At 59.4% G+C, this 18,220-nt stretch carries 15 protein-coding genes; 3 read left to right on the plus strand and 12 right to left on the minus strand.

The features are described from left to right. Positions 1 to 84: 84 nt before the first annotated feature. Both NKH41_RS19645 and NKH41_RS19650 read right to left on the minus strand, forming a co-directional pair. Complete coding sequence (locus NKH41_RS19645; protein WP_352591359.1) at positions 85 to 1,413, minus strand: dicarboxylate/amino acid:cation symporter; 1,329 nt, start codon at positions 1,411 to 1,413, stop codon at positions 85 to 87. A gap of 54 nt (positions 1,414 to 1,467) precedes the next feature. Continuing rightward, positions 1,468 to 1,677, minus strand: a complete 210-nt coding sequence (locus NKH41_RS19650) for a hypothetical protein (RefSeq protein ID WP_156937379.1) — start codon at positions 1,675 to 1,677, stop codon at positions 1,468 to 1,470. Positions 1,678 to 2,412: 735 nt separating this feature from the next. On the opposite strand from NKH41_RS19650, the gene nifA (NKH41_RS19655) reads away from it, so the two are divergent. From nifA (NKH41_RS19655) to NKH41_RS19665, 3 genes are all read left to right on the plus strand, one after another. Continuing rightward, positions 2,413 to 4,185, plus strand: a complete 1,773-nt coding sequence (nifA, locus tag NKH41_RS19655; protein ID WP_352710407.1) for a nif-specific transcriptional activator NifA — start codon at positions 2,413 to 2,415, stop codon at positions 4,183 to 4,185. 235 nt (positions 4,186 to 4,420) lie between these two features. Next, on the plus strand, positions 4,421 to 5,560 hold the full coding sequence (hisC, locus tag NKH41_RS19660) for a histidinol-phosphate transaminase (RefSeq protein WP_352860322.1): 1,140 nt from the start codon (positions 4,421 to 4,423) through the stop codon (positions 5,558 to 5,560). 91 nt (positions 5,561 to 5,651) lie between these two features. Further along, positions 5,652 to 6,692 carry an LLM class flavin-dependent oxidoreductase gene (locus tag NKH41_RS19665; protein WP_352594659.1) on the plus strand — a complete coding sequence of 347 codons (1,041 nt, stop codon included), beginning with the start codon at positions 5,652 to 5,654 and terminating at the stop codon, positions 6,690 to 6,692. A gap of 603 nt (positions 6,693 to 7,295) precedes the next feature. Here NKH41_RS19665 and NKH41_RS19670 read toward each other — a convergent pair. The 10 genes from NKH41_RS19670 to NKH41_RS19715 all read right to left on the minus strand — a co-directional run bounded on the left by NKH41_RS19670 (position 7,296) and on the right by NKH41_RS19715 (position 18,213). Then, positions 7,296 to 9,191: an ABC transporter ATP-binding protein gene (locus NKH41_RS19670; RefSeq protein WP_352933382.1), complete on the minus strand. Its 1,896-nt coding sequence runs from the start codon at positions 9,189 to 9,191 to the stop codon at positions 7,296 to 7,298. Continuing rightward, positions 9,191 to 11,059 carry an ABC transporter ATP-binding protein gene (locus NKH41_RS19675; RefSeq protein WP_352594663.1) on the minus strand — a complete coding sequence of 623 codons (1,869 nt, stop codon included), beginning with the start codon at positions 11,057 to 11,059 and terminating at the stop codon, positions 9,191 to 9,193. The genes NKH41_RS19670 and NKH41_RS19675 overlap by 1 nt, the downstream gene beginning before the upstream one ends. Positions 11,060 to 11,132: 73 nt before the next feature. After that, positions 11,133 to 12,038, minus strand: coding sequence for an SIR2 family NAD-dependent protein deacylase (locus tag NKH41_RS19680; RefSeq protein ID WP_352933386.1), 906 nt, complete (start codon positions 12,036 to 12,038; stop codon positions 11,133 to 11,135). Between the two features lie 38 nt (positions 12,039 to 12,076). Then, positions 12,077 to 12,289 (minus strand): putative nitrogen fixation protein NifT, encoded by a 213-nt coding sequence (gene nifT, locus NKH41_RS19685; RefSeq protein ID WP_023678250.1) that lies wholly within the window; start codon positions 12,287 to 12,289, stop codon positions 12,077 to 12,079. After that, positions 12,286 to 12,606: a nitrogen fixation protein NifZ gene (locus NKH41_RS19690; protein WP_352450751.1), complete on the minus strand. Its 321-nt coding sequence runs from the start codon at positions 12,604 to 12,606 to the stop codon at positions 12,286 to 12,288. The genes nifT and NKH41_RS19690 overlap by 4 nt, the downstream gene beginning before the upstream one ends. A gap of 99 nt (positions 12,607 to 12,705) precedes the next feature. Further along, the gene (locus NKH41_RS34145) at positions 12,706 to 12,900 is read right to left on the minus strand and encodes a 4Fe-4S dicluster domain-containing protein (RefSeq protein WP_023678248.1); all 195 of its coding nucleotides are present in this window, start codon (positions 12,898 to 12,900) and stop codon (positions 12,706 to 12,708) included. 32 nt (positions 12,901 to 12,932) lie between these two features. Continuing rightward, on the minus strand, positions 12,933 to 14,411 hold the full coding sequence (gene nifB / locus NKH41_RS19700; protein ID WP_352700536.1) for a nitrogenase cofactor biosynthesis protein NifB: 1,479 nt from the start codon (positions 14,409 to 14,411) through the stop codon (positions 12,933 to 12,935). A 238-nt stretch (positions 14,412 to 14,649) separates the two neighbouring features. After that, the gene (gene nifA, locus NKH41_RS19705; protein ID WP_036238852.1) at positions 14,650 to 16,413 is read right to left on the minus strand and encodes a nif-specific transcriptional activator NifA; all 1,764 of its coding nucleotides are present in this window, start codon (positions 16,411 to 16,413) and stop codon (positions 14,650 to 14,652) included. Between the two features lie 181 nt (positions 16,414 to 16,594). Next, entirely contained in the window at positions 16,595 to 16,894 is a 300-nt protein-coding gene (locus NKH41_RS19710; RefSeq protein ID WP_023678245.1) for a ferredoxin family protein, read from the minus strand. Positions 16,895 to 16,905: 11 nt separating this feature from the next. Beyond that, positions 16,906 to 18,213, minus strand: coding sequence for an FAD-binding protein (locus NKH41_RS19715; protein ID WP_023678244.1), 1,308 nt, complete (start codon positions 18,211 to 18,213; stop codon positions 16,906 to 16,908). Positions 18,214 to 18,220: the final 7 nt, after the last annotated feature.

Raw genomic sequence — 18,220 nt, forward strand, 5'->3', positions numbered from 1 at the left:
TCCGTGAGGCGCCGTTTAGAGCCTGCGAGTCGATCGTTCAGGTCATGTGACCAGCTTGGCGAAACCGGTCGCGGTGCGTCGCCCTTACTCGGCGGAGGATAGCCGGTTTGATGCCTCGGCAAGCTGATGACCGGAGAAGGCGGCTTTCATCTGCGCTCGGTCCAATTCTCCTTCCCAGCGGGCAACGACGAGGGATGCCACTGCGTTGCCGACGCAATTCGTCAGCGCCCGGCATTCGGACATGAAGCGGTCGATGCCGAGTATCAGTGCCATCCCAGCAACGGGAACACTCGGAACTACGGCGAGCGTAGCAGCCAGGGTGATGAAGCCCGCACCTGTTACACCTGCAGCGCCCTTGGAGGAAAGCATCGCAACAAGCAGCAGCAGCACCTGATCGCCGATTGACAGATCCGTGTTCGTCGCCTGCGCGATGAAGAGGGCCGCCAGGGTCATGTAGATATTCGTGCCGTCCAGATTGAACGAATATCCGGCCGGGATGACGAGACCCACAACCGAACGCCTGGCGCCCGCCTTCTCCATCTTCTGCATGAGCGAGGGGAGCGCGGCCTCCGAGGAGGACGTTGCGAGGACAAGCAGCAGCTCTTCCTTGATGTAGCGAATGAGAGAACAGATCGAAAAGCCGTTGTAGCGGCAGACCGCGCCGAGAACCCCGAACACGAAGAGGAAGGCGGTGAAATAGAACGTCGCGACCAGCATCGCGAGGTTGACGACCGAACCGATGCCATATCTGCCGATGGTGAAGGCCATTGCGCCGAAAGCGCCGATCGGCGCGGCTTTCATCAGAATGCCGACGAGCTTGAAGACAGGCGCGATGAGCGCCTGAAGGAAGGAAACGACAGGCTTGCCCGTCTCTCCGGCCATCGCGAGCGCCATGCCGAACAGAACCGAGAAGAACAGCACCTGCAGGATGTCGCCTTCCGCGAAGGCGCCGACTATCGTTGGCGGGATGATGTTCATCAGGAAGCCGGTGACCGACTGCTCGTGGGCCTTTGCGGCATAGGTATTCACGGCCTGGACATCGAGCGAGGCCGGATCGATGTTGAGGCCGGCGCCAGGCTGGACGACATTGGCGACGATCAGGCCGACGATCAGCGCGAGCGTCGAGAAGGTGAGGAAATAGACCATTGCCTTGCCGGCGACCCGGCCGACCTTGTGAAGATCGTTCATGCCGGCAATGCCGGTCGCAATTGTCAGGAAGATGACAGGCGCGATGATCATCTTGACCAGCTTGATGAAGGCATCACCCAGCGGCTTCAGGCTCTCGCCGGTTCCCGGATAGAAATAGCCAATTGCGACGCCGAGGGCGATGGCGGCAAGCACCTGCGCGTAAAGCTTGGCATAGAAGGGTTTGCGGGGCGCGGGACTCGCGCCGCGGACTTGTGCAGCTGACACTGTTTCTCTCTCCCTGACCGGATCGAGGTGGCGTGACTTCTCCCGGGCTTCTCCCTATCGCGGCGCTCCGGTCGAACGCTGCACCAACGCCGCCGCAATACCCATGCCAAATGGATCCGCATGACCTGAACTGACGTTGGGCTCGCCAATGATGGGATGAATGCGGTGGCACAAGACGGGAATGACAAGGCCGCCGTCCAGCACGCGCTTGATGTTCTCCGGCAGATTGCCGGTCGATCTCTCTGGCTTGCGGTTTTGCTGCACATCGTGGTGGGCTCCTCGGTTTGCCGACTTTGGGAAGGGCCGCATCGCTGGCACCAGAGCGGAGAATTGCCGTGTTCTTTGCCGCGCTGCCGCTGCAGCGACAGCTTGAAAGCGACGTCGAGACGTAGGGATTGACGCCGCTGGTGCTGACCGCGACGATGCGGTTCAGAAGTTCCGAGCACCGCCGAGAAAGCCGCGCTCGACCGCCACCTTCGCGCCTTCACACGCGACGCCGCCGCCTTATCTGTGTCATCAATATCGAGGAAATGGCGGTTGCCGCGACCGACCAGTGTCGTCGGCAGTGATTATCGCTCCCGCCCCTGGTTCGCAGGCGCTGGTGACTGGCACGGCCCGGCAACTCGGCGCGGTCAGCCGCTCGGGCACCGCATCGCCGGCGCCGTATTTCTGTCGTTCAACATCGCCGACAAAAATTAGAACTGATGAATTCTATCATAGGCCGCGAGGTTTCCTTTCACGAATGAAAGAAAGCTCGATTGACTATCCCGCCTCGCTCCAGTCTTTTGAAAATCAACGTGTGGTTGCCCCCGTGCAAGCCGAGAACGTGGCCAAGCTTCGTGGAGGGAGAGCCAAGCGATGCGTCAGGGGTCGACCCGCTTTGCACTCGACCACACGGCGGTGGCACGAGTTCACGTCAGAGCATTTTCGCGCTTGCCCGCGACGTCGCGGGCGCACATGCCGCCGGCATGCATTTCATGGCGCGAGATCGAGGATCATATGCACCACAACATTCCCAAATCAGAACAAAATGCCAGCGAGTGCCGCATTTCGCTTCCGGATGCGAAAAGGGCTTACCCAAAGTCCGAGACGAACACCGCGGTCCCTTTTGTGCCATCGCACGAGCACGCGCTTACCGGCATCTTCGAAATATCGAAAGTACTCACCGACCCCGCCCGGCTCGAAGTCACGTTGGCCAAGGTCGTCGATCTCCTGCCCTCGTTTGTGCAGATGCGGCACGGCATCATCGCTCTCTTCGACGCTGAGGGCATACTGGACATCACCGTAGTCACCGGCTGCGACGAGAACAGCGATGAGCGCTCCCGGATGCGTCTGCCGCGCAAGGCAATCGATCGGATTGTGACGACGGACACGCCGCTCGTCGCCGAGAACATAGCGGTGCATTCGGCCTTCACTGCCGCTGACATAGAGGTGCTTGGGGCCTCCGACCCCGTGTCCTTCATCGGCGTTCCCATTCGTGTTGATGGGAACGCCGTAGGCACGCTGACTATCGACCGCGCCTTGGACAGCAGGTCAACGTATCGGCTCGATTATGATGTCCGGCTGCTCACCATGATCGCCAACATGGTGGGACAGACAGTCAAGTTGCACCGCTTCTCCGCGGGCGACCGCGAACGACCGACAGAGGTGGAAGATCGGCTGCAAACGCAATTCTCTGATGTCAAGCACCCTGCACCGCAGCGCAAGAAGGTTCACGTCAAGGGGATGATTGGCGATAGTCCGGCGCTAAGCGCGCTGCTCGAGAAGATCGCAGTGGTAGCTAAGGCAAAGACCACGGTTCTGTTGCGAGGCGAATCCGGTACCGGGAAGGAGCTGGTCGCCAAGGCAATTCACGAGTTGTCGCCGCGCGCCAAGCGGCCCTTCATCAAACTCAATTGTGCAGCGCTGCCAGAGACAGTCCTGGAATCCGAATTGTTCGGTCATGAGAAGGGTGCCTTCACAAGCGCGTTCAATTCCCGCAAGGGTCGCTTTGAGCTCGCCGACAAGGGGACGTTGTTTCTGGATGAGATCGGCGAGATCTCGGCCTCCTTCCAGGCAAAGCTACTGCGCGTGCTGCAGGAGCAGGAGTTTGAGCGCGTCGGCAGCAACCAGACCATCAAGGTCGACGTTCGCGTGATTGCCGCCACGAACAGGAACCTTGAAGAGGCGGTTGCAAGGAATGAGTTCCGCGCCGACCTATATTATCGCATCAACGTGGTTCCCTTGCTGGTGCCGGCATTACGCCAAAGGCGCAGCGATATTCCGCTCCTCGCAGCTGAGTTTCTCAAGAATTTCAACGATGAGAACGGCCGTACGCTGACCTTCGATGCGCGTGCGATTGAAGTACTGATGAAATGTGAATTTCCCGGCAACATTCGCGAGCTTGAAAATTGCGTGCACCGGACAGCGATCCTGGCGGAGGGACGATCAATCGGGAGAAACGACTTTGCGTGCTCCCACGACCAATGCTTTGCCGAGGCGCTGCGGAAGAGCAGATCGGGCAAGGCCGCGCTGCAACCAGCGCCAATCCTCCCAGAGGCAGTGAATCCGGCCACGCCGCCGGATGCGGCCGCTCGTTCGGCCGCCACCACAGTCCCGCCTGCCGGAGCAACCCACTCATTGGGCGCGAGGACCACCGACGCCGAGCGCGTCATTGCTGCCATGGAAAGATGTGGCTGGGTGCAGGCAAAGGCGGCGCGCCTGCTTGGACTGACCCCGCGCCAGATTGGCTACGTGCTGAGGAAATACGGCATCGAGGTCAAGCGTCTGTGAAAGCATGACTCAGGCGGATTAGCTGAGACCGCTTAGCGGCTTGGCCCGCGCAGGGATGCAGATCCGCGTCCGCGTCAAGTCGATCCGACCGAGGACAGCCTGGCCGAATTCCCGTGGCAGCCGGCGTTGCGACCATCTTGTGAAAGGCGACGCTGCCATCGTCAATCCGTCCGCCATGTTGCTCTCGTTGCGAGCTCATACGGATGCCCCTGTGCGACTGAAACGGAGATAAAATATGTCCGATGCAAAACTGCAAGCTGTGCTTTCGTCTCTTCCGCAAGGGACGCGACAGTTAGATGCTCTGCCGTCCAACGGACCAGCGCCGGACAAAAGTTTTGTCAAGCTGAATACGAATGAGAACCCGTTTCCGTTGCCGCCAATCATAATGCAAAGTGCAGTGGCGGCCCTCAATCGCCAGTATCTGTATCCGGACGACGATAACATCAGCTTGAGGGAAGCAGCGTCCAGTACCTATGGCGTATCCACGGATCAGGTCATCGCAGGCAACGGGTCGTCTGAACTGCTCGGACTCATCTACAGAGCTTTCCTCGCCCCTGGCGACAAGGTGGCGATGATATCGCCAGGGTTTTCGTTCAACCGCAAACTTGCCATGTTGCATGGTGCTGAGTTTCTCGAGATCGGATGTCAAACTCATTCGCTGCCAATGGAGCAATTGCTTTCCGGTCCGGCAAAAGACGCCAAGTTCATTCTGGTGGCCAATCCAAACAATCCGACCGGAACATTCCTCTCGATAAGCAATATCGAACGCCTCGTGGCACAATCGGATCGCCTGGTCGTCCTTGATGAGGCCTACGTCGACTTTGCACCCGATCACGGGCTGCGCCTCATCAACCGTTATTCGAACCTTCTGATCTTGAGAACATTTTCGAAGAGCTATGCCGCCGCCGGCATTCGCGTCGGTTTCGGTTTCGGTCACCCTGAGATTATTGGCAGGCTGCGCAACATCCAGAACGTCTTCAACATGAACGTGATTGGGCATGCGGTTGGTATCAGCGTGCTTGCGCATCGCGGCGCCTACGCAGAGAACCACAAGCACATCAGACATGAACGACAGCGAGTGACAGCCGCACTGTCGCAACTTGGATTTTCCGTAACGCCCTCCCACGCAAATTTCTTGCTAGCCCGTGTACCAGCGGGACAGGACGGCTCATGGTGGCAAGCAGCCTTGGAAAGGCAAAAGATACTCGTTGCCTACTTTCCGGACAATGGTTTGGAACATTGCATCCGCGTCAGCATCGGCACAAAAGAGCAATTGGATGCATTTCTTGCTGCCGCTCGCGATATAGTTGGAAGCTTAAACATACCAAGCACCACAGGCAGGGGAGCGTCAGGCTCTGCTCGTTCGGTACGCTGACGCTAATCCGATATCACACATTGCTATCTTTAGACTTGCTTGGTCACCCAAGCACGACAACATTTTTCTTTAAAATCGGGGACAATATCGAGTGACAAACGTCTTTCCTTCAAACCTAGCCTTCGGCATCTTCGATCATCTGGACGAGGACGGCCTCGATATCGCCCGGCAGTACGAAGATCGCCTGATATTAGCAGAGGCGTGCGATCAGCTAGGGTTCTATGCCTATCATCTCGCAGAGCACCACTGTACCCCCCATGGGAGAGGTCCATCGCCGAATCTGTTCTTATCGAGCGTCGCCCAGCGCACCCGGCGCCTGCGTCTCGGACCCTTGGTGATGCTGCTTGCGCTTTATCATCCGCTGCGTGCGTTCGAAGAGATCTGTATGCTGGACCAGTTGAGCGGTGGCAGGCTCGAACTGGGCATAGGGCGCGGTGCTCTCCCGATCGAATTGGGTTACTTCGGGATTGGTGCGGACGCGGTGCCGGGCCGCTATGCGGAAGCCAGCGAAATTCTTGTTGAAATACTTGTTAATGCCATGAAGGTTGGCACGCTGTGCTATCAAGGCCGCCATTTTGAGCTCAATGACGTTCCTTTGACGCTAAGACCTCATCAGCGTCCACATCCGCCGACATGGGTCGCCGCCAATCGACCCGAGTCCGCAGCCTGGGCCGCTGCGAATGGAGCAAATATCGCGTGTGTAGGACCTTCCTCTTCTGTTCGCAAAACTACTGATGCGTTCCGCGCCTATCGAGAGGACAACGCTGGCGCGGGCGATCAAGCGCCATTTATTGGATTGCTCCGCATGGTCGTGGTTGGGCGTTCTGAAACAGACGCGTATTCGATCGCGGCACCTGCTTACGATCGATGGCTCAAGAGCTTCCAATTCCTTTACGACCTTAATGCCATCCCGACTCCACCAAACCTGCCGCTGACCTTCGATGCGGCAATAGAGCGTGAATTGTGCGTGGTAGGATCAGCAGCGTCTGTGCGAGAAGCTCTGCTCAGTCAGTTGGAAGAGGCAGGTGCTAACTACCTTCTTTGTCAACTGGCATTTGGAAATCTGCCGCTAGATGCTTCCCTGTACACCGCGACGACCATTCAATCCGAAATCATGGCTCGACTTGGCTGACCATGAAATTCGCGGTCTGATCTGAAGGTTAAATCGTAGTAACAGCGCTCCCTCACATCCACGTGCTCGAGCGTGCACGTGGTGGGGGCGGGCAATCGGGAGGGAGGCCAAACTGACGACGAGCCGGCGGCACAGATTACCAGGTTTGTGCGTTGGCTGGCGTCTGGGCCATCGTGTGAACCTGCACGATCCTAAGGAGCCGAGCGCGTCACGATGCGGGCGCGTCTGCTCGTCGCGCTCGCGCTAGTCGTTGCCCATAGCCCGCCGCAGAGGTTCTTCTCGCCAGGGGCGGCGCCGGTGCGCCGCCCAGATCCAGCTTCATCAGCGGCTCGGCGGTAGCAAAGCCGTCACTCGCTACGGCGCTGTTGAGGGCGCGCTCGCGAGCGGCTTTGCTACGCCGAGCGACACCACCTGGAGCGAGTTCGCCCGATGTCGCGGGGTGCACCGCGGTCGGATAACGATGCTGGAGGAAATCTTCGCAGCCGGTCTTCACGATGTGCGCGAGTGCTTTCCATGAATGCTGCCTGCTTCCTCGTCTGCGGCGGCCTGAGTGTCCGCCGGCACGCCCGAAGTCAATGCCAGTACCACAAGGCCGACAAGACGTCAGGTCTGGGAGCCGGCTTGTACGGTCGTATCGTGTTCGGGAAGGTCGTCGAAGGAGGCGTAGTTGAGATAGTAGAGTTTGGAATACAGGCCGCCCATGCCTATTAGCTCATCGTGGTTGCCAGTCGCAACAACTTGGCCATTCTGAAGCACGATGATGCGGTTGGCACCCCGGGTCGTGGCAAGACGGTGGGCGATCACGAGGCCAGTGCGGCCTTCAAGCAGCTTTATCAGAGCCTTCTGAATCTGCATTTCCGTGTAGCTGTCGATGTTGGCGGTAGCTTCGTCGAGCACGAGGATCTTGGCGTCGGCGACTAGGGCGCGGGCGAAACTGATAAGCTGGCGCTGGCCGAGAGATAAGTTGTCGCCGCGTTCGCCAAGTTGGGTCTCATACCCGTCGGCGAGGCTCATGATGAAGTCGTGGGCGCCGACCGCCTTGGCGGCCTCGATCACCTTGTCGCGCGTGGCTTCCGTCTTGTGGTATCGAATGTTCTCGAAGACCGTCCCGGTGAACAGGAATGGCTCCTGCAGCACCATGGCGACCTGGCGGCCGAGCGATTCCTGGGTGAGATCGCGCACATCATGTCCGCCGACCAGCACTTGGCCCTGCTGAACATCATAGAAGCGGTGGACTAGGGCCATCGCGCTCGATTTGCCGGAACCGCTCGGCCCGACCAGTGCGACCGTCTCGCCGGGATTGACCCGGAAGGAGACATTTTTCAGCACCGAACGGCTCGGATTGTAGCCGAAGGTGACGTCCCTGAACTCGACCGAGCCGTCCATTTCGGGCGAAAGCACCTCGGCATTGGGTTTGTCCTGAACATCGATCTTGACGTCGAGCACATCGGTCAGGCGCTTGCCTGAGGCCATGGCGCGCTGCATGACCGAATATTGCAGGGTGAGTGAGCGGATCGGGTCAAAGAAGCGCTGGATGTAAAATAGGTAGGCAACCAATACGCCCACATCTATGCGGCCATTCATGACCATCGAGCCGCCGACCACAATAACGGCGGCCATGGCGAGGCCGGTGAGGCCATCGACGATAGGCACCATGACCAGTGCATATTTGGCAGCGATCAGGTGGGTCCTGAGGTTGGCATGGGCCTTGTCGTCAAAAAGGATGAAATTCACCTGCTGGCGGTCCATGGACTGGACGGTGCGCACGCCGTGAATGGCTTCGGCCAGCGCGCCGTTGACGACGGAATTAGTCTCGTGTGCAGCCATGAAGGCGGCGCGGGCACGCGGCAGCCAGACAATGCGGACGATCACCAGGACCGGCAGAACCGAGAGCGTCAGGAGGCCGAGGCGGAAGTCGAGCCACAGCATTACGAAAACGATGCCGAAGAGAAGCGCAACATCGCCTACGGAATATACCGAGGTTTCGAGGAATTCCTGTATGGAGTTGACGTCGCCTTGCAGGCGCGACATGAGGCGTCCGACCTCGGTCTTGTCCATGAAGGAGAGCGACACCTTCTGCAGATGGCCAAACATGGCGCGGCGGATGTCGAACAGGACAGTTTCGGCCACTTTCCCAACCACGGTTTCCTGCATGTAGCCGGCAGCGAAATTGACCAAAATCGCCAAAACGAACGCGCCGACGGCCGCAAGCTGGGCTGAGCGATCGGTCCTTGCCGGGTTCATGCCCTGGTCGATCGCGTAGCGGATGATCAACGGGATGAGAAGCTGCGTCCCGGTGAAGATCAGCATTGCTGCAATCGTGATGACTACCCTGGCCCGATAGGGACGGACGAAGGTCCAGATGCGCCGGAGGATGCTCTTGTCGAAAGCCCGGCCGAACATCTCCTCCTCGATGCGGTGCGAGCCGACAACCGCGCGCGGAGGGCGTCTGCCGTCGTCACGTTCGGCTTCGAGTTCGCCGGCGCGGCCCTGCGCCATCAGCGGGCGCCCCCATACTGGGTCATAATGTCATCACCCGGGCGCGTCTGGAGATCGTAAAGGGCCCTGTAGCGTCCCCGCTTCGCCAAAAGCTCTTGATGCGTGCCGCGTTCTACGATTTCGCCGTTATCGACAAAAAGGATCTGATCGGCGTGCATAAGCGCACTCAGCCGGTGCGCGATGATGATCGTCACCCGATCCTTGGCGAAGCGCCGCATCGCCGCGCGGATGCGCTGCTCGGTGCCGGCATCGATCGCCGCCGTTGAGTCGTCGAAAACGACGACGGAGGGGCGCAGCATCATGGTGCGAGCAATCGTGAGACGCTGGCGCTGGCCGCCAGAGAGAGAGACGCCGCGTTCGCCCACGACCGTCTCGTAGCCTGCTGGGAGCCCGAGGATGTAGTTGTGGAGCTGGGCGAATTCGCCAGCGCGTTCTATTCGCTGTCTCTTCGCCCAGGGATCGCCATAAGCGATGTTGTTCTCGATCGTGGTGGTGAATAGGAATGCATCCTGCTGTACGACGGCGACCGCCTTGCGAAGCGTCGCGAGGGTGACATTACGTATGTCCTGGCCGTCCAGCGTGATGGCGCCACCGGTCACGTCGTAAAAGCGGGGGACCAGATGAGCCATCGTCGATTTGCCCGAACCCGGCGGACCGACGATCGCGATCGTCTCGCCTCTACGGGCCTCAAAGCTGAGGTTCTTCAGAATGGCGCAGTTTTCGGCGCTGGGGTACGCAAACGAGACATTGTGGAAGCGCAGAGTGCCGTCGCTTATCTCGAGCGGTCTGGCCTCGAGAGCATCCCTGATTGTGATCTCCTGGTCGAGGAGACCGAAAAGCCGCGAACCGCAGCTAGAAGCGCGGGCAAAGGCATTGACCATGAGGCCGATCTGGCGGACTGGCATTTGCAGGATTGTCATGAAGGTCAGGAAGGTCGCCACCGTTCCGACGCTGATCTCGCCAGCGACGAGCCTGCTGCCACCGATCCAGAGCACCAATCCCATTGCGAAAAAGAAGGACAAGGTCATCGCCGACGTGCTGGGCACGTAGATGTCAACTCGGTCGTGGGCGAGGTCGAGCGCGTTCTTGGAAGCGCCGTCGAACTTTAGCATCTCATAGGCTTGAGCCGCAAAAGCGCGGACCACGCGGATGCCTGCGAGATTTTCCTCCATCACGCGGCTTAGTACCGAAAGCCGCTCATGCAGGTCGAGCCAGGTGGCGCGCAGCCTAAGCTGTGTGGCCGATGAGCGCCAGGCGACAAAAGGCACGAAGCTCAGCGCGATCAGGCCGAGCATGGGATCGGTCGAGATCATCATGTAGGCGCCGATCCCGATCAACATGCTGAGCAGGAGCACGCGAACGAGCGCGGTGGAAAAATACATCCGCACGCCTTGGAGATCGAGCATTCCGATGGTGATCAGATCGCCTGAATGGACCCGGTCGTGAAAGGAAAAGCTGAGACGCTGGATCTTGTCGTAGTAGGCGAGCCGCAGTTCGTACGCGACATGATGCCCGACGGCTTCGGCAAAATAGTTCTGCGCCATCGTGAAAAGGCCGCGTAGCGCGCTGACGGCGAGCAGCAGGAGAGCCGGGATCCAGAGCGCTTGTCCTGCCGCGGTCCCCGCGACACCGCCCCCGATGGCTGTCTGGGTCAGGTCGACGGCCCGGCCGAGAAGCTGGGGAATGAGCAACTGGAGGATTGCCGCCAGGACCGTCGAGCCCATAGCGAAGGCGACCTGCCAGGGATGCCGCAAATTCATACGCGTGATGCGCAACAGCGTACTCAAATCCCGGCCCCAGCGCGCCGCTTCCACATGGGTCAACGAATTCAGAGCGTTCGTTGCGCTGCCGATAGCATCACTGCTCACGGGTGTATTCCCGACTGCATTTTGCGCCTTCGAGGCAAGCCGAAGGACCAATCATCAAAGGGGCCCGCCATTGTTAATCCTGTCCACCACCTGCAGCAGTGCCCGTTCCTATAAGCCGAGCCGCGGCTTCACTTACTGGCATGTCGATCACCGTGATTCCGCTTGCCGCAAGGAAACGCGCTTCGTTTCTGGTCAGCGTTTCCGCGTCCATTACCGCGCAATGTGGACCTCGGGAGCGCTTCATGATCTGCCTGGCGTAGGTGCGCAGCATCTGATCGTTGAAGCGGCAGCCAACGAAGAAAAATCCGCGGGTGATGCGCCGTTCCTTCACCACGTCTGGGATCGGTGTCTGGATATCGATTTCGGTCAGGACTTCGACATAGTCGGAATCTGCGACGAGAAAGTTTTGCGCCGGCCTAATACTCCCGTGAGGTGTATAGAGAACCGTCTTTGCCCCCGATCGGGGGTCGAGTTCCCTCCCGGACAAATCGTAGGTTTTCGTCCAAATGTTACCGATTTCGTTCGCCCGCGTGACGCCTTGTATCTCAACGACGTCCGTTCGGCCGGTCTCTACGAGAGCCGTGCGCATCGCGCCGTCGTACCAGCTGTCGACGATGAGGGAGAGCGGCAGCCTTGCGAGCCAGGCGTGGAGGAGGGTCGGCGCCACCGGCGCTGCGAATATGTCGGTCATCCAAGCTTGAAGCGTTCGGCGATGCCGGCGCTGTTCGATGAACTGCGCAACCGACCACATATTGGTGCGGATCCTGGAAGGGGCTGGCGCCCGTGCATTGAGTGCCGCGGCAACGACCTCGGGCGTATGCGGCACAGGCGGTTCCGCACAGTTGAACCCAAGAAGACCCGGACCGAGATAGGGGATCACCTCATCGGAGGCGAGCGCTTCCTTCGCAAGGTCAAGCAGCTTTTCGGCAAAACTGTCCCGCACGATGACCAGGTGGCCCGATGTCAGGATTGTGTTCATGCTCGTTTCCTCGCGACGCACCTTATGAACGGGCAGCATCAGTCCTCTTCGGAAACCTTCCTTGCCTCGACGGTGATCGGCAGACGCGTATCCCGTGGGAGATCGGGTAGGAGGAGCCGCCACCCGTTCCTGAGCGTCACAGTTCCGCCCCACAACTCTTCCTTCTCGAGCTTGATGATCGGCTCTTCGAGGTCCTTCTTCGGGACATACGCCGACAAGCCAGCATCGGTCCTGCGGATCATGACTTTCATCTGGCCGTCCCTTCATTGGTATTGCTATCAGCACTGCAGGGCACCTCGGCTTTGTCGAGGCTCATCAGTTCACGCGCTCGCATGCCGACGACTGTGCCACGGTCGATCCATTCGACCGCATAGATGAAGAACTGCTGGAGAAAGGTGCCAATGTCGCGCACATATCCCTCGTCGCCCTTCCGCACGAGATTTTCGCCGATCTCCCTGCCAGGATAGGTGCCGTCATTCTTTATGTGGCGAGTGGCACGTACCCGCTCTCCCGGCATGAATCGTGGAGGCCTGCGGATTTCGACCTCCTCTTCGCGTCCGAGCGACATGTCCGTTCCCTGATTTCCCTTGAGGCTGCAGATTGTAAACAAAGGCGTTCCAGGCGTCCTGCGAAGGCATCCCCGACCACGTCGGCGGCCCAAAGTCCGTCACGCAGGAACGCAGGTCTTCGGCACCGGGCATACCGAGGCACATTGCTGCGCATCGAAGACCCCCTCGCATTCGGTGCACTTTTGCGGCTCGATCACATAGCTCTCGCCTTTGAACTTGATCGCGCCGGAGGGACACTCGAATTCGCAGGCGCCGCATTGGGTGCATTGGGATGCGATGATCTTGAAAGCCATTTTAACTCCTGGTCCGAATGGATGAGACGCGCTCAGGCCGTCGCCGCGAGTGCGGGGGTCCCAGACGCGGCCGCGTAAATCGCGCTGATTGCGGTCTCGATATAGTCGTGGGCATATGCGTCGGTGGCTTGGATTCCAGCGTCGGCGAGCTGATCCTGCGGGCAGTTTCCGATCTTGGCGCACAGCACGATATCTATGCCTTCAAGCGCTGCGATGACGCCATCGAGGGCGGCTTCTCCGCCCCAGCCGCCGAGGCAATACTGCTCCACCTTCCGATGCCCGACAAAACTGATCCCTCTCGGCGAGGCTTGATAAACCTGGAATTCCTTCGCATGGCCGAAATGTTCATTGACGCGGCCGCCGCCCTTGGTCGCCACCGCGAAGAGAAGGGACTTGCCGGGGCTCGCTGCCTTGACCAATCCGATCGCTTCTCTCCTAGCCGCCACGTGATCACGGCGCTCCTCCGCGACCAGCTCCCGATAGGCCTTGCGATTGCTGGCATCGTAGGTGACCTCGCCGGGAATCCGGTCGACTGTGAATTCCTGGCCACGATCCTCTCCGAGCAGGCCGACGGCATCTGCCCGGCACTGCCGGCAGTGGCGCATCAACTGGGCGCCGCCTTCGACACGATCCTGAAGAGCCTTCAGCTCCATTGCGTTTGGGCCGCGTTGCCCGCTCAGTCCGTAGTGCGTGCCGTGCGCCGGGTCCGAAATCAGCGGCATGAGGTTGTGCAGGAACGCGCCTCGCTCCTTGACCCATCTATTCACCTTGATCAGATGCTCATCGTTCACGCCGGGGATCATCACTGAATTGATTTTGGTGAGGATGCCGCGCGCGGTCAGCATCTCCAGACCCAACATCTGCCGCTCGTGCAGGATCCGGGCGGCTTCGATGCCGACGTAGCGGCGATGGTCGTAAAAGATCCAAGGATAGATCTTTGCACCGACCTCAGGGTCGACCATGTTGATGGTGATCGTCACGTGATCGACATTCATGTCGGCAAGCTCATCGACATGGTCCGGCAGCGCGAGCCCATTCGTGGAGATGCAAAACTTGATGTCTGGGATTTCCCTGGCAACTCGTTCGAACGTTGCCTTCGTCTTCTTCCAGTCGTAACAGGCATCGCCCGGTCCGGCGATGCCGAGCACGGAGAGTTGCGGCACCTCGTTGGCGACCGCGACCACCTTGCGTAGCGCCTGGTCGGGTGTCAGCTTTTCGGAGACCACCCCAGGCCGGCTTTCGTTGGCGCAGTCATATTTGCGATTGCAGTAGTTGCACTGGATATTGCAGCCGGGCGCGACCGCGACGTGCATGCGCGCGAAATAGTGATGCGCCTCTTCTGAAAAGCAGGGGTGATCCTTGATCTTCTCCCAGATAGCCGGATCCGTGTCGTCCGGCTTTATCGACGAGCCGCAGGACGAAGACGCGCAGCCACCGGCTTTCACGGTGGCAAGCAACTGGTCACCGAATGTCGTGCTGAGGCTCTCAAGCGAAATTGCCGGTGCGGACATCGAACGGCTCCGTTGCTGGGTGAATGTCGCAGTTCAAACCGCAAGAGCTATGCCAGCTCAAAGAGCGGTTTTGGTTCACGAATTGGCTTTCGTGTCGGATTCCGTCGGATTGCTCCGACACATCTTTGTCGGGCTTCCGACAGTGGACAAGCAAATCGGGTCGCGAAGGCTACCAGCCTTGGGCGCGAAGGGTGTGAGGGAGACTACTCCGGACTTACGTTTGACGTCATCACGACGTCTAGAATTTCTTCACCTCGATGCCATATCGGCGCAGCGCGTAGCCGATTTGCCGCGGCGTGAGGCCGAGGATACGAGCCGCCCTGGCCTGAACCCAACCGGCCTTGTCCATCGCGTCGATCAGCCGGTCGCGTTCCGTCAGACGCGGGGGACAAGCGGGATCGTTTGGATCGCCGGCCGCAAGGGGAGATACGTTGCCTGCGGAGGCACCGATGCGACTGGCCGGCAGCCGCAATCCGACCGGCACTGCGTTGACCCGTGCGAGATCGTCGATGGTATTGCCGCCATTCGAGCGGTCGGCTCGCTTCCAGAGGAGCCAGGAAAGGCACTGGCTCTTCTTACAGGCGAAATCGGATGGCGTGATCGTCCTTGAACGCGCAAGTGTGGCCGTCCTTTGGACGCAGTTCTCCAGCTCGCGGACGTTACCAGGGAAGTAGCATTGCGAGATCAGGTCAAGCGCCGACGGCGCGAAGGCGAGTGCGCGATCGTTCTCCTTGTTGAATCGGTTGAGGAAGGCGTTCGCAAGGCGTGGAATATCGCCGGGTCGCTCTCTGAGCGGAGGCAGGATAATTGGCACCACATTGATGCGGTAATAAAGGTCGGCCCGGAACTCCCCTTTTATGACGGCCGTCTCGAGGTCCTTGTTGGTGGCGCATATGAGGCGCACGTCGACCTGTAGCGTTTTGGTGCCGCCGACTCGCTCCAACTCGCCTTCCTGCAAGACACGCAACAGTTTGGCTTGAAAGGCCGGCGAAATCTCGCCGATTTCATCAAGTAGCAGCGTTCCCTCATTTGCCAATTCAAAACGACCGGCGCGCTGGGAGATAGCACCCGTGAAAGCGCCCTTTTCATGCCCAAACAGTTCTGACTCCAGAACGCTTTCAGACAGTGCGGCGCAGTTCAATTTGACGAAAGACTTCTTCCTCCGACGTGAGAGCTTATGGATGGCTTGCGCAAAGAATTCCTTGCCGGTGCCGCTTTCACCCCGCAGTAGCACGGTGGAATTGGTCCCTGCTACGACCGAGACGGTTTCGAGCACCTGCTTGAGTGCGGGGCTTTCCCCGATGATCCCGTCGATTTTGACATCCGCATGCCGGGCAGGGTCGTAGGTCCTCCCCTCGTTGGGCGATTTCTCCGGTCTCCATTGCTCATGGACAGACCGCTGACGATCTGTACTCAGGATGCGATGGAGACGGATCGTCCGGCCGACAAGGTTGGCGACCATCGTCAGGAAGTATGTGTCCTCGTCGTCGCGAAAGTCGGTGGCGCCGTCTCCGGCGCGGTCGATCGACAATGTCCCAAGGATTTTATGATCAGCCTTTAGCGGGATACCGATAAAGGCAATTGGGATGGTGCCGCTGCTCGAAGATGTTTGAAGGTCAGCCTGAAATAGTTGGGACTTGCGGACGTCCGGTATGAAGAGCGGCGTCCCCGTAGCGACGATTTGATCTGTTATGGCCTGTGGTATGACGCGGCGAGTGCCTGATTGAGGTGCGTGGGTATTGCCGGCAGTTGCGGCAATCTCCGGCTCTCCTTCAGCGTCCAGGACGACGATTGCTCCGTGACGCATCTGCAGAAACGAAGGCAGGATGTTCACGACATTGGCGAGCGTAATCTCCAGCTCGCTGGGGGCGGTCAGCACCTTCGATATCTCGTAGAGTCCCCTGAGCGCGATATCTGCTTGGGGCATGCTTTTGATGGGCGGTTCAGGGCGGGTATCCCGAGGTGCTACCTCGTCGACCCGATCTTGCGGTACGTGAGCCATGGAAACACCTCAGCGGTTGTCGTCCAGAGTGCTCCTCCTTTTGTGTCTGAGTCTGAATTGTGAAAGCACAGTATTCACGAGCTTCTCTTCGTGGCGCGGCAATTCAAGCAAAGATAGACTTGGCGTTGGTCGCGACCTCAGGTGTACCAAGATTGACCCTCTTGATACGGTGCGTGCGTCCTCATCCGAATTTGAAGAGGACTCCGAAGCCGCCGCGTGGATAGTTCCACTCGATCTCGCCACTGGTCTCGCACAAAATCCGGCAGGTGCCGCACTCCATGCAGCCGTCGGCAGTGATCTCCACTTGACCTTTGTCGTTCAACTCATAACATTTCGCCGGGCAGACGTGGGTCAGCGCGAGCAAGTTCGCGCTTGGCCTCTCGTGCGGTCGCACTTTGATATGCGGACGGCCGGAATCCACCAAGTAGCGGTTCTGGTAAAGCTTGTCCTCGACACGTGACTTCGTCACTGCGATCGTCATTTCGTCTCCCCTCAGCGCCACGCCAATGCAAGGCGGACCGCGTCGCTGACCAGCCCCCAGCGCGAGCGCGCCTTGATGAAGGCCGCCGTGGTCGCCTTTTCCTTCTCGATCTTCGGCGTGCCGTCGACACGCATGAAGTTCTGCGCGGCTTGCGACATCAACCGCGGATAAGCCGTGAAGTAATTGCAGGAATTGGTGTGGAGCAAGGCCGGCATGTCTTTGTATTTCCTTAGGTCCTTGACCACGAAGGACTTGTCCAGCATGGCTTTGTAAAGGGCGAGATTCCGTTTGGTCATAGGACCGTTGCGGCTCTTGACCTCGATGATTGCCTCAGCCGCGATGCGGCCGGAGGTCATGGCGAGGTTCGAACCCTCGCGGTGAATGGCGTTGTTCAGTTGCGCGGCATCGCCGACCACGACCCAACCGTCGCCAAAGAGCTGCGGAATAGCCTTGTAGCCGCCTTCGGGAATGAGATGCGCGGAATATTCTTTCACTTCCGAGCCGGCGATCAGCGGCCGGATCGAAGGATGGGTTTTTAAGGCGTCGAGGAGGACGTAAGGGCTCTCGACCATCGCGGCGAAATCGGAGACGAGGCAGCCAATGCCCAGTGAGATCGACTCCTTGTTGGTGTAGAGGAAGCCGAGCCCGGCCATGCTGCGGGAGGTCGTGCCCACCGCCTCGATCACGCAGCCTTCATCGCCTTTGAGGCCGAACCGCTGCTCAATGACCTCTTCGGGCAGGAAATGCATTTCCTTGACGGCGAGCGCCACGGTTTGCGGCTTCGGCATCTCGCGCAGCCCGGCCCGCGTGCCAAGCAGTCCGCATACACCTTCTGCGAGGACGACCACGTCCGCGTAGATGGCCCCGCCGGCCCGGTCTGTGCGGACGCCGATCACCCTGTCCTTGGCGTCACGGATGAGTTCCGTCACGGTCGTCTCGCACAGAACCGTCGCGCCGGCCTCTCGCACCTTACGCGAAAACCATTTATCGAACTGGGCACGGATGATCGTGTAGCGGTTGGGCTTCGCCTCATTGAAGTCGTCCGACCGATAGTGAATCCCGGTATGGGATGTGTCGTCCATCACCCAAAGCCGCTGTTCAACCAAATGCCGCTCGAGAGGCGCATCGTCCCGGAAATCCGGGATGATCTTCTCCAGCATGTTCGCGTACATGATGGCACCCTGGACATTCTTCGAGCCCGGATATTCACCCCGCTCCAACTGCAGCACCTTCAGGCCGTGGCTGGCCATGGTGTAAGCAGCTGCGTTTCCGGACATGCCGGCCCCAATAACAATGGCGTCGAATTGTTCCTCAATCATGTCCATC

It is taken from the genome of Mesorhizobium sp. M1169 (genome assembly GCF_040318345.1).
Lineage (GTDB): Bacteria > Pseudomonadota > Alphaproteobacteria > Rhizobiales > Rhizobiaceae > Mesorhizobium.